Source organism: Paenibacillus sp. 22594, from assembly GCF_052044425.1.
GTDB lineage: Bacteria > Bacillota > Bacilli > Paenibacillales > Paenibacillaceae > Paenibacillus_AQ.
In genome coordinates, this window is the sequence record NZ_JBQENA010000001.1 from 892,650 (window position 1) to 904,796 (window position 12,147).

The window sequence follows — 12,147 nt, forward strand, 5'->3', positions numbered from 1 at the left end:
GAACCCCCCCCCTTCTTCTCTTCCTTGGCTTTCTCCTCTGCATGCTTGCCGTCCGCATCCTTCTTGGCTTTGCTGTAAGCCTGGGTGGCTTCCCGTTCCGCTTCGGACTGCTTTTTCTGCGCTTCGCGTTCTTTTTCGGTCCGGACGCTGTTGATCTCGCCTTTTTTCTGCTGCGCTGCCGCTCCAGCCTGTCCGGCATAGTCGGCTTCGGCTGCATCCAGTTCGTTTTTCCATTCGCCCCGCAGGTTGTCGACTTCTCAAATTCCTAACGAATTTCGGACTATATTAGAGGGGCAAGTACTTGTTGGAATTTTTGAAAAACCGTAAGAAAACAAAGATAACAAAAAACAGGTCAATCATGGTAGTACCTGACCATAATCGACCTGTTCAATGTAACGCATTAGCGTTATTTAGGGTAAAAATTCAAGCGTTGTCGTGCGTACAACCAAATTGACGAAACATTATTCGGATATTACATTGGTTAAGTGTGTTATTGGTTGAATGATGGGTTCATTCATCACCCCCCCTCCAAAATAAGAAACCTGAGAGGAACGAAGCAAATCAAGGATTTAAAAAATCGTTCTTTTCGTAATGGTATGCAATTATAACTGTAATATAGATGACCTTAGTTAACATTTGATATTTCCAATAATGCACTAAGTTCGCCTAACTCTGTTAAATTTTTATTAGCTACATCAACAGGAATGTCTTTCATTAAAACAAAAGGAAGTTGCTTCGAGCCCTTCAATAAATCAAATAGACCCTTTTTAATATTAAAGACCTCTTGTATTTTTTTCAGATCAGTAGCCCCACCCATAAGCGGATTTACTAGAATAAGATCACAAAGTTGCTCGTTATCCGCCTCATCCTCTTCTTCTAACAAATCAATGTTTATTGCCCCATTATTTATCCATTTTATAAAATCCTCACTGACTAATGAAGCGAATTCTGGATTCATAACTCCTGCATCTACTTGTAATAATTCAGTAGAGTCCTCATTTGCCGACATCAAGTAGAACTTGCCTCCGCCGTTACTCCCTACAGCTAAATAACCCTGAGCGTACTCTGAAACCTCATATGTTTGATTTCTTTCAATAATAATATCAGTACCAAAAATTGCGACACCTTCTTCTGTTTCAAAGCCGTTAGTCAATTTTAGAAGTTCCCTAAATACCTTAGGGAATTTCAAACCCATTTCTACCTCCACCTTGTTGATTTCATTTTCATCAACAACAGGATAAAGATTGAAACTTGACAAAGATTTTGAATTTATCATTTAAAGCCTCCTAGTCCATCAAAGAATCTGTATGCTTCCCCGATTACCTTTTTGGCAACTTTAGGGTCAACGCCAGCTTTAATCATTTCTCTATACGACTCATTAAATTCATGCACAATACTTGTATAAAAACCTTCAGTTCGTCTTCTTGCCCTTTGTAATGCTGATATAATAGCATGTGATTCACCTGATACTGATTTTAACAATAACGACGGTGCATTAGAACTACTATAATTCATTCCATTTCTCTTTGCCCAAAGCTTGGCCCATTCATCTTGTATTGCATGGTGAGCCTGTACCAGTCCATTTAATTTCGACGTACCGAATCCTGGAGCACGGTTCTTATTGGGACTCATTTTCTTGTAAGCATCTACATCGTTAGTACCATAGCCACCCTGTTTAAGTTTACTATTAGTTGATCTTTGTGGAAAACTAATTCCTGCTCTATCATTAATATTGGCATGAAGTTGTTCAGAACTTAATTTCCCGTACTTCTCCCTTAAATAATCTGCTCTACTTTCACCCGCCCCCTCAACGCTTTTAAAATCAATCTTACTTTTATCTCCATCTGCGTTCATAGAGATTTTTTTTATTTCTGTATCTTCTAACTTACTGAGTTTACTATGTTCTGCATCGCTTAATCTGACCGGTTTCTTTCCATCAAGCTCCAGCTCTTTCAATTGCTTTTCAAGTTGCTTCTCGTCGATGTCCTTCATCGTCCCGTCAATCAACAGCACCCAAGGATTAACCTCGCCATACAGACCGATATGCTTACCCTTGCGCTCCAGCTTGAACCGCTTGAACTTGAACTTCTGCACTACTTGGAATCAATTGTATGGTTTTTCCATCATTAAGTTCGTGCCAATTGTACTTGTTTTGTGTTCTCCATTTTGCCACTTCAGCCTTTGTCCACTGCTTCTCTGGTGTTGACCACTGCTTTGCGAGCAACTCGTCAGCTTTTGAAAAATTAGAAGTTCTTGAACTAGACATACCCGTAATCTCAAATTCCGCCTTAGAAAACGGAGATAAATCTGGTACTGCATTCTTATATTCTACACCTTGAACGCCTGCTTCATTAAAATATGGTTTTACTTCGGGACTATCGGAAATAAAAGTTGATTCACCTCTTTCACCAGTCCATTTACCATTACTTACCGGAGTTTGATTCAACCTTTCTTTATAAGTGCTTTTCAAAGGTGTTACATCATAACCTTTTGTTACTTTAGGAATTTTATCCGTTCCCTCAACGCTATCAAAAACAATCTTACCTTTATCTCCATCTGCATTCTTAGAGATATTTTTTATTTCTGTATCTTCTAATATAGAAAGAGTTTGTCCCTCTCATTTTGAGGAAACATACCTAAGTTCTGGTATTCAAAGACCATTTGTCGTTGACTTGGCAAAATTTTTGATGCGAGCACATCTTCATAATCATAAATAATATTCATCTTTCCAGGAGACTTCAATGTAAGGGTTAAATTTGTCCATGGCTCTTGATCATTGTCGATAAATACTTGTATTAAAACCTTCAGTTCGTCTTATTGCCCTTTGAATGCTGATATAATAGCATGCTGATATTAACAATAACGACGGTGATCTTTGTGAAAAACTATTTCCTGCTCCACCTTCTCCCCTTAGTAGTAATTTTGGAAAATAAAAAGCGATAACTGGGTTACCAGTTACCGCAAGCGATGTTAGACAATTTCATGTGCTAAAACGTTATAATTATTTTATTTTCCACTACAGTTCTAAAATTAGAATAATTTCTCATCATATTATTACCGTATACACTTACCGTCTTATTTCCATTTATCATACTCTCGTAGTTTTCTTTAAATTCTTTTTTTATCGACTCGTCTAAACTAACATAGTATCTTTTGGTGGCTTCTTCTGCTAATTCACGTGAACCATATGTTAAGATAAAACTAATATCTACCACATAACCCCTTGAAGGATAAAATCCTTCCACTGTAACTTGTTTAACGAAGTTATCCAGATCATTCATACAGCATTCTACAATCGGTATGAATACACTATCTAACCAATTAGTGAATTCCTGAACTGCATAATCCCAATTATCCTCATTTGCGATGTTCCAATATAATTGACCACTTGGAATATTACATTGACGGGTATTGATATGAAATAATTTATCTTTTGATTTTATAGGCATAATTGCACATTCACCATAAAATGCTACATTTTTATCAGATATATTATTCCAACTTGTATAAAAAAACACTTTGTACGTGAAATTCTTATCTTTTTTTGTCATCCAATGATCTGACTTAGAGTATTTCCACCCACTTTCTGTATATTTCTCAGATATTAAACTGCATACGTCATCAAATACCTCATTTGCTTTCATATTTACACCTCAAATCGAAACCGTTTAGGATTCATAGATTTCAAAATCAATCTTCAAATCTTGCGTGCTTTTTCTAAAAAGCTCCACTAATTTATTACAATTTTCGGTTGGTTTATATGCAAATCTTAGATCAAAAATAAATCCATCTACTAACTTTGAATCTGGATATAAACTATAAACTTGTCCACTTTCAATAAAAGAAATATAAGCATTAATTTTGTCCTGCAAAAATGTTAAGTGTTGGTGTTCATTTTCCCAATCTAAATGGTCTGCAATCATTAAAGCTAATTTATTTTCACTTTTACTTTTGCCAATACCATCTATTTTATTCTTGTCTAATACTGACACTTGCATCTCACCTCATTTATTCATCTGAATAGGTTTTACCTTCGGGCCGAACAGTTTGCACTGTTGTTCCACTAGGTATTTCGTATCCCTCTGTAAAATCCCCCTTCCCTTCACCCACAACTGATCCGCCCGATTTCTCCAATTCCGGGAATCCCTTACCTTGATTTGGAGTATATGGAGCAGTATCGGAACTTTTATATTCTTGTATAATAACATTACCGTGATCATCAGTTGCAATTGCGTCAACCCTTATTTTAGTTCCTTCATTAGTAACAATTGTTATTTCTTTTTGTGCATTTTCATATTGTTGTGAGAATTTAGCAAAACTTTCATCAGAGAAAATCTCTCCCTGTTCTCTAAGAGATGCCCATTTTTCACTTGCTTCCTTCCATTCTAGAGGGTCTTTAGGTGTTTCACCAGCTCTATATTTCCTTTCACAATATTCATCATATTTTGATTGCATCTTAGCATCTTTAAATTTTCCATTGGAAGACAATAGATCATTATCCGTCTTCTTTACGCTTTTAAAATCAATCTTATCTTTATTTCCATCTGCATGTTTAGCAATAACCTCTAGCTCTGTAGCATCAAGCTTTTCAAGTTTCTTATAATCGGTTTCACTAAGCTTGATCGGCTTCTTGCCATCGAGTTCTAGTTTTTTTATTTCCTTTTCAAGCTGCTTCTCATCGATGTCCCGCAGTTCCCCGTCAACCAGCAGCACCCAAGGATTAACCTCGCCATACAGACGGATATGCTTGCCCTTGCGCTCAAGCTTGAACCGCTTGAACTTGAACTTCTGCAGAATCCGGTCCACCAGACCCTGGAGCTTTTTGGCCCCCTTCATAAGCCCCTTTTGCAGGCTCTTGATCACGATTTTGCCGTTACGGATGATCATGCTGCCGCTCTTGGACGCAAGTTTGGCTCCGGTTTTCAACAGGCTCTTGATGCCCTTGACTCCTTCACCCGCTATCTTCTTCGCACCAGTGGCTGCAGCTCCAACGCCTTTCTTCACGGCTTGTCCGGCTTTGTTCAGCCCTTTGCCGATGGCCTTGAAGCCAAGCTCCATCGCTAGTTCCACGAGTCCCATCGCCAGGGCCGTTGCCAGCGCAATAGCGGCAGGCTCGATCATCTTCTGCCAACCCTGGCTCAGGTAGGTGCCAATATAGCCGGAAGCTTGGACAATAGTCTGAGCGACGGATTTAATCGCATCCGCTTGCAAATATACCGTGATCAGGTTGATAATCATCGGAAGTGCAGCGGTGATGGCCCCGCCTGTGATAATCTCCGCAGCCACGACGCCAACCAAGATGCCTGCAAGGGCAGCCAAAAGCTTCAATCCATTACTCTTCATCCATTTTATTACATATGATTGATGTATTAATACCCTATACTGTTTATTAAGCTACCCATATTTGATGTGATACGTCCTGGTTGAAGCCCTCATACTATTAAAACTCTGTTCACTGTCCAGATTCCTGAGTTCGACTGAGACGGAACAGATTTCACTCTTAGAAGGCTTCCAGATTTCAGGACCTGAAGAACCAAGAGCTCATGTGGGGGAAGGGAATTCGATTTGGACTTGGTCCCTATAGTTCTTTTAGCTTTGTAAAAAAACAAAAAAAGGGTCAATATTGGTATAATCCAACCAAAATTGACCTAAAATTATTTTTCCATAAAAACCTGTTTATTAGTCCACAAATTCAAGATAGTACTTGTCATCCTTCTCTATTTCAACTAAGAAATCTTTAAGAGAATCTGCAATCTGAGTATCATAGTAATATATCGGATTATTAATACTTTCGTTTAGATCGATTGACATCAACGCTGTTTCATTACCTTCAAAAAATATCAGTTTGTTAACCTCGAATTCATCGTAAATCTCTATATCAGGATAATATTTGTAATCATTCTCCCTCAATCGAAAATCCCTTATAGAATAAGGATCCATAATTCGATTTACATTATTTTCAGAACCTTTAATAAATCCATAACCAACTTCTAAAAAGAGTTTTTTTAATTCATTTGGAATTCTTAAATTCAAGGCTTTCTCCATGTTACTTATCTCATTCTCAGTTACTGGATAAAAAGTATTAAATGAATTTCTTTTTATGAAGTCATAACTCATTACCTCGCACCTCCGCTAAATAAACTATTTGCTGGAGAACCTGCTCCATGGATACCACCTTGATGTTCATCAGGAAATTTAGCTGGATGCATATTCCACCACTCATGCTCTCCACCAAAACTATTTTCAATGATATGATGTGCATCATACTTATCACCTTTTTTCCTAATAACTTTCCCACTATTTTCTGAGATGATATCTTCTTCATAAGTGGGCCATTTTTGACCTGTTTTCGATTCCCATTCCGTAATTACTTCATCTCGTACTTTATCGAATTCCTTTCTGTTCTTAGCCGTTTGCTTAGCAGACTTTTTGGTATACTGCTTATTTCTCAAAGCATCCTTTAATCTATCGAGCTGTACTTTTGGTAGTTTTCTCCCCGTGCGTGCTTCAATATCTTTAATATAGCTCCTTGCTAATTTAGAATCAAATTCAACATCGACTTCTAAATGAATGGCATCTTTTTCAGAATTCACAATACTATCAAAATCAATCTTACCGTCTTCTTTAGCTACTGCATTATTATAGACTTCTCTTCTCTCAGAAGGCTTCAGACTCTTGATTTTGTCATACTCAGCCTGAGTACTTATTCCTGCCTTTTTACCATCAATGTCGTCTATTTTTTTGATTCGCCCATTAGCCAGCAACACCCACGGATTAACTTCTCCGTAGAGTAGAACATGATCTCCCTTGCGCTCCAGCTTGAACCGCTTGAACTTGAACTTCTGCAGAATCCGGTCCACCAGACCCTGGAGCTTTTTGGCCCCCTTCATAAGCCCCTTTTGCAGGCTCTTGATCACGATTTTTCCGTTACGGATGATCATGCTGCCGCTCTTGGACGCAAGCTTGGCTCCGGTTTTCAACAGGCTCTTGATGCCCTTGACTCCTGCACCCGCTACCTTCTTCGCACCAGTGGCCGCAGCTCCAACGCCTTTCTTCACGGCTTGTCCGGCTTTGTTCAGCCCTTTGCCGATCGCCTTGAAGCCAAGCTCCATCGCAAGCTCCACGAGTCCCATCGCGAGTGCGGTTGCCAGCGCAATGGCAGCCGGTTCGATCATCTTCTGCCAGCCCTGGCTCAGGTAGGTGCCAATGTAGCCCGAGGCTTGGACTAGGGTCTGGGCGACGGATTTAATCGCATCCGCTTGCAGATACATCGTGATCAGGTTGATAATCATCGGAAGTGCAGCCGTGATGGCCCCGCCTGTGATAATCTCCGCAGCCACGACGCCAACCAAGATGCCTGCAAGAGCAGCCAAAAGCTTCAATCCATTACTCTTCATCCATTTTATTACATATGATTTTATCTGGTCAAATAGCATTTTCGCATTACTCGCACGAAGTTTCGCGCCATCGGCTATTTTGCCGCCCAGGCTTTGATCTGCTTTTCCGGTATCGAATTCCGCCATGATGCTGTCCATGGTGGCCGGATCGCGGCTGCCGGAGAGCTGCTTGCTCTCCCCGTCCTTGAGGTTCGCTTCCTGCACCAGCGCCGGATCCATCTCACCCGCTTCGACCGACTCCATTTCGATGTCGTCGGCAGTAAGCTTCTCGTCCGCTTGACCGGATGCCTGCACCTGCTCCGCCGCTCCGCCTTCTGCCGCTCCTGCCCCCATAGGCTTGGAGATGTCTACTCCGAGCAGATATTCCCACATCTTGCCTTCCAGGTGACTGAGCGAACGCTTCGCCGCCTTGCCGAGCGCCCCCATCCGGGCAAGCACATCCAGAAATGTAGCAATGAGCAGGTTGCCCAGGCTTGAGATTAACTTTCTGTAGAAGTTCTGTACCGCAGCCAGCGCCTGATCCACCTTGGTGGCCAGGAAGTCCATGACCTGCGTGACTTTGGTTTTGAGCTTCTCTGCCAGCTGGTTGACAGCCTTCACGGCCTTATTGACGACACCGTCAATTTTGCTGCATATTTTGGCAGCGATGCCCGGAAATTTGGCAAATACCACGGAGACCAGCTTTTTGAGCAGCGTGCCCAGGCCCTTGATGAGGTTGGTGATCAGCTTGCGGCCCAGTTCGATAATGCCCAGCACGGCTTGTTTGGCTTTTTCAAAAATAAACTTCACCGCTTTGCGGAGACCCTCAAAAATAAAGTTGACCGCTTTTTTGACAAGATCGACCACGGCTTCGAGTTTGTCCTTCACCCAGCCGAGGAAGCCGCCTTTTTTCTCTTCCTTTGCTTTCTCTTCTGCATGCTTGCCGTCGGCATCCTTCTTAGCTTTGCTGTAGGCCTGAGTGGCTTCCCGCTCCGCTTCAGACTGCTTTTTCTGCGCTTCCCGTTCTTTTTCGGTCCGGACGCTGTTGATCTCGCCTTTTTTCTGCTGCGCTGCCGCTCCAGCCTGTCCGGCATAGTCAGCTTCGGCTGTATCCAGTTCGTTTTTCCATTCGCCGCGCAGGTTATCGACTTCAGCCTTGGCCCCGGCCTGCTGGCTGAGCTGCTTGTTCTTGGCCTCGGCCTCCGCCTGCTGGATTTGCGCGTGGCTGTCTGCTTTGGAGATCAGCACCCTGCTGTCGAATTTCGCTTTTTCCTTGCTGTATTCCGCCTGCTTGGCACCTAACTGCTTCTTCATTTCCGGGGCAAGGCTGCGATTGAGTCCGGCCGTCATGTCCGCAGGCACTCCCAGTGCAGGGAGCTTCTTGGCTCCGGGGGCATTCCCGCCCTGCAGCTCTGCGGAAGCCTTCACCGTAGTGCCGTCCGGCTCGGGATAGATGTCATTCTCACCAAACGGAGTGTGGATCTGGCCCATCTCCGCCTGCTTGGCTGCCCCTACCTGCTGGGAGGCCTCCTGATTGAAGCCTTCAAGCTGGGAAGGGTCCGCCTCACCAGTCATGCTGATGCCCGGAGGCTGCGCCGCAGCGGACCGGATTTCACCCATAATGGCTTCGGGATTACCTTCCGAGCCGGAAGATCCGATGTTCATTCGCTCCAGGTTGCCTGTAGTCGCAGTCCCGCCGGTGCGCTCGCTTCTGTACCCCTCCGGTGCGGAGTGCTTCAGTGGCGCTGGCTTTTTCCGGGCTTGAAAGACTTTGCCTTTCAGCCCTGTCGGGGCTGGAATGGCCGGCAGCCCCTGCCGGGTCTTCTGCTTCTGCTTCGCGAAAGCCTCAGCAGAAACATCCACCGCCTGGGCGTAAGCGTCCCCCATCTCTGTCGGCTGAACCCGGGTCAGCTGATCGAGGATCTGTCCGGGATCCTCTCCGTGGATGTTCACCTTTTTAGCCTTGGCCGGCTCTTCCTTTCCGTCTCCGGCCAAAGCGCCCAACGCATCTCCGAGCGAAGGCTCCTTCGCGGCTCCCTTAGGTGCAGGTTCCACTTGTGCTTCCTTCGCTTCTTTTCCTGACTTCAATTCCTTATCTGCTTTGGCCTCTTTGCCTGCCTTGGACTCTTGCCCATCCTTAGCTTCATTAGGATCCTTTGCATCCTTACCTTCCACCGGCTGTTCTTTTCCATCCTCTTTAGCTTTCGAACCCATTGCCTCTTCTTCAGCTGACTGATGAGCTTCTACCTTCTCTTTACCGGCCAGCTGCCCTACATCTGCCTTACCCTTGCTACCTTCTTTGCTGGAAGGAGAAGTTCCCGCCAAGGATTTCACCCACGTTTTGAGTGTAGTGGCAGTCTTTGCTCGAATGCCGGACTTTTCATTCTGCTCGGCCTTCGGCTCAGTCTGCTCACTGACTGGTTGTGCCGTTAGTGCAGGTTCTTGCACCTGAGGCTGCTGCTTACTTGCAGACGGCTCCGTAGTGGCTGAAGGTGCCAATGGATCCGTTTCCGGAGGAGCAGGCTCCTGCTCAGTCCGGGAATCCCCCGCAATCCCCTGCCCTTGCTCACCCTGCTTCGCACCTGCTGCCTCACTTGTCTGCTTACCTTCCTTGCTATCCTTCAAACTGGATAATAATTGAACCACGGCCCGGTTGCCCAGGGTACGCTGGAGCGCCAGCTTGTCTTCCCGGCTTAAGGAAGCCGGATTCTGCCGTGTACGCCGGATGATCTCCACCGGGTCCGGCAGCTTGGTTACTGCTGGCTTCACAAAAGCCAATGGATTGCTGTATGGTTGATGGCTACCCGAAGTTTTCTCTTTTTCCTTGCTTACGGTTGCATGGGTCTGCAAACGGTTTCCCCCCTCTGTAAAAAATCGGTCCTATAGATTAAGTAAAATCCATAGCGTTTTTTACAGCCGGGTTAAGAAATTAATCTATTCCGCCTCTCATCAACACAATACGCAACAGTACCAATGTTTAAAACCAGGCAGGATAACAGTTACTTTTTCTAAACAACAAAAAAAGAGCATAAAACAGAGCCGTCAAGCACTCCACTCTATACCCTTCTAATTCCTATCCTATGATTGATTACTATTACGACAAGCAGTACTTCACAAGTGCATCGCGCACGCCATTATTGTTATTGCTTCCTGTAATTACATCTGCAGCCGCCTTAACCTCAAGCGGTGAGTTATCCATGGCAATACCAAGACCGGCGTATGTAAGCATGGAAATATCATTATAATAATTCCCGATGGACAGAACATCCTCTTGAGCTATTCCCAGATGTGCAGCCAGATTCATCAGTGCGTTGCCCTTGGAGGCTTCCGGATGCATTAAATCTACGAAAAACTCCCCACTGCGCACAATATTATACTGCTGCGTCCAGGTGCTCCATTCCCGCTGGGCTTCATCCAGAATATCCGATTTGGTGAAGACCGTAAATTTGACAACCGGTTCGCGAAAATCCTCCCAGGCTGGTAACGTCGCTGGTGTCACCCGAAAATGCTCGTACATATGATTAGCTTCCGAGGTCAGATTAGCGACATTATCTACATACATGTCAAAGGCAGTATTCACATCATAATGAATATTATGGGCACGGCAGTACTCTATATATGGGTCCAGTCCCCGGGCATCCAGTCCATAGATATGCAGTACCTCTCGATCCTCTACACGCACCGTAGCCGCACCATTATGTCCCAGTACATACCCGGTCAGTCCCATCTCCTCCATTAAAGGAATCGAATTCTGCGGGCTGCGCCCTGTACACAGGACAATCAGCCCGCCCTGCTTTGTCACTTCAGCGATAGCCTCCTTATTTTCAGAGCTCAACTGGTGATCGTCATTCAGGAGCGTGCCGTCTACATCCAGTGCAATCAGCTTGTATTTCATACCCCACCATCCTTGTCTGTCTTTATCTGTATTAACTATTGTATATTACATCCGTTAACGGAGACTGTTAATTTAATCAACCGTGGCAAAAACCTCCGCTGATTCCCCTTAAGTTTCCGCTTCCCCGCCGCCAAGCAGCGCCAGTTCTTCAGCAGTCAACTCCCGGGTAGCACCGGGTGCCAGTTGCTCATCCAGCTTCAACCCGCCCATAGAGACCCGTTTCAAGAAAATCACCTTTTTGCCAACCGCCAGAAACATCCGCTTCACCTGATGAAATTTCCCCTCCGTGATGGTCAGTGAAATCTGGGACAGGGTTTTGCTTCCGCGTTCCCTTCCCAGAAGGGTAAGCTGTGCAGGCAAAGTCAAATAGCCGTCCTCAAGCTCAACACCTGCAGCAAAAGCTGCCACATCTGCAGCATCCACCTCACCCTCGACCGTAGCCTCATAGGTTTTCGGGACATGCTTGCGGGGCGAGAGCAGCTCATGGGCCAGTTGCCCATCATTAGTCAGCAGCAGCAATCCTACCGTATCCTTATCCAGTCTTCCGACCGGAAAAGGCTCGAACTGTGCATATTCCTGCTTTAGCAGGTCCAGCACTGTGCGGTCCCGCTTGTCTTCTGTGGCCGATAATACACCAGGTGGCTTATTCATCATCAGATAGATGAATTCACGGTAAATCACAAGCTCTCCACCCACCTCAATCCTGTCCGTGTAAGGATCAACATGGAAACCGCTATCCTTAATAACGGCGCCGTTCACGGTAATCAGCCCTTGCTTAGCCTGTTTGCGGATATCACTCCGTGAACCTTTGCCTATATGGGACAATACTTTATCGATCCGCTGTTTTTTTGCAGAATTTCCTGATGCACTCATCCT

Annotated in this window: 12 protein-coding genes; 1 reads left to right on the forward strand and 11 read right to left on the reverse strand. The window is 44.6% G+C overall.

What is annotated here, in order from left to right:
• The first annotated feature begins 41 nt into the window (after positions 1-41).
• Complete coding sequence (locus ACTJKB_RS04135) at positions 42-269, forward strand: hypothetical protein (RefSeq protein ID WP_440831961.1); 228 nt, start codon at positions 42-44, stop codon at positions 267-269.
• 356 nt (positions 270-625) lie between these two features.
• On the opposite strand, the gene ACTJKB_RS04140 is transcribed toward ACTJKB_RS04135, so the two are convergent.
• From ACTJKB_RS04140 to ACTJKB_RS04190, 11 genes are all read right to left on the reverse strand, one after another.
• Complete coding sequence (locus tag ACTJKB_RS04140) at positions 626-1,276, reverse strand: SMI1/KNR4 family protein (RefSeq protein WP_440831962.1); 651 nt, start codon at positions 1,274-1,276, stop codon at positions 626-628.
• Entirely contained in the window at positions 1,273-2,094 is an 822-nt protein-coding gene (locus ACTJKB_RS04145; RefSeq protein WP_440831964.1) for a hypothetical protein, read from the reverse strand. Before ACTJKB_RS04145 ends, ACTJKB_RS04140 begins: the two co-directional genes overlap by 4 nt.
• Positions 2,048-2,470, reverse strand: a complete 423-nt coding sequence (locus tag ACTJKB_RS04150; protein ID WP_440831965.1) for an HNH endonuclease — start codon at positions 2,468-2,470, stop codon at positions 2,048-2,050. The genes ACTJKB_RS04145 and ACTJKB_RS04150 overlap by 47 nt, the downstream gene beginning before the upstream one ends.
• A 122-nt stretch (positions 2,471-2,592) precedes the next feature.
• Positions 2,593-2,808, reverse strand: coding sequence for an immunity protein YezG family protein (locus ACTJKB_RS04155; protein WP_440832710.1), 216 nt, complete (start codon positions 2,806-2,808; stop codon positions 2,593-2,595).
• A 179-nt stretch (positions 2,809-2,987) separates the two neighbouring features.
• Positions 2,988-3,644: a hypothetical protein gene (locus ACTJKB_RS04160; RefSeq protein WP_440831967.1), complete on the reverse strand. Its 657-nt coding sequence runs from the start codon at positions 3,642-3,644 to the stop codon at positions 2,988-2,990.
• Between the two features lie 24 nt (positions 3,645-3,668).
• Positions 3,669-3,992, reverse strand: a complete 324-nt coding sequence (locus ACTJKB_RS04165; RefSeq protein WP_440831968.1) for a DUF6572 domain-containing protein — start codon at positions 3,990-3,992, stop codon at positions 3,669-3,671.
• A 16-nt stretch (positions 3,993-4,008) separates the two neighbouring features.
• The gene (locus ACTJKB_RS04170; protein ID WP_440831970.1) at positions 4,009-5,343 is read right to left on the reverse strand and encodes a hypothetical protein; all 1,335 of its coding nucleotides are present in this window, start codon (positions 5,341-5,343) and stop codon (positions 4,009-4,011) included.
• Between the two features lie 336 nt (positions 5,344-5,679).
• The gene (locus ACTJKB_RS04175; protein ID WP_440831971.1) at positions 5,680-6,117 is read right to left on the reverse strand and encodes an SMI1/KNR4 family protein; all 438 of its coding nucleotides are present in this window, start codon (positions 6,115-6,117) and stop codon (positions 5,680-5,682) included.
• A complete protein-coding gene (locus ACTJKB_RS04180) occupies positions 6,117-10,226 on the reverse strand; it encodes an HNH endonuclease (RefSeq protein WP_440831973.1) in 4,110 nt (1,369 codons plus the stop codon). The genes ACTJKB_RS04175 and ACTJKB_RS04180 overlap by 1 nt, the downstream gene beginning before the upstream one ends.
• Positions 10,227-10,470: 244 nt before the next feature.
• The gene (locus tag ACTJKB_RS04185) at positions 10,471-11,271 is read right to left on the reverse strand and encodes a Cof-type HAD-IIB family hydrolase (RefSeq protein ID WP_440831975.1); all 801 of its coding nucleotides are present in this window, start codon (positions 11,269-11,271) and stop codon (positions 10,471-10,473) included.
• A 108-nt stretch (positions 11,272-11,379) separates the two neighbouring features.
• Complete coding sequence (locus ACTJKB_RS04190) at positions 11,380-12,144, reverse strand: pseudouridine synthase (RefSeq protein ID WP_440831976.1); 765 nt, start codon at positions 12,142-12,144, stop codon at positions 11,380-11,382.
• Positions 12,145-12,147 lie beyond the last annotated feature (3 nt).

Bases quoted from the DNA above. Each gene is read 5' to 3' on its own strand.
- ACTJKB_RS04135 (WP_440831961.1), top strand. From the start codon at position 42: ATGCTTGCCGTCCGCATCCTTCTTGGCTTTGCTGTAAGCCTGGGTGGC.
- ACTJKB_RS04140 (WP_440831962.1), bottom strand. From the start codon at position 1,276: ATGATAAATTCAAAATCTTTGTCAAGTTTCAATCTTTATCCTGTTGTT.
- ACTJKB_RS04160 (WP_440831967.1), bottom strand. From the start codon at position 3,644: ATGAAAGCAAATGAGGTATTTGATGACGTATGCAGTTTAATATCTGAG.
- ACTJKB_RS04170 (WP_440831970.1), bottom strand. From the start codon at position 5,343: ATGAAGAGTAATGGATTGAAGCTTTTGGCTGCCCTTGCAGGCATCTTG.
- ACTJKB_RS04175 (WP_440831971.1), bottom strand. From the start codon at position 6,117: ATGAGTTATGACTTCATAAAAAGAAATTCATTTAATACTTTTTATCCA.
- ACTJKB_RS04185 (WP_440831975.1), bottom strand. From the start codon at position 11,271: ATGAAATACAAGCTGATTGCACTGGATGTAGACGGCACGCTCCTGAAT.
- ACTJKB_RS04190 (WP_440831976.1), bottom strand. From the start codon at position 12,144: ATGAGTGCATCAGGAAATTCTGCAAAAAAACAGCGGATCGATAAAGTA.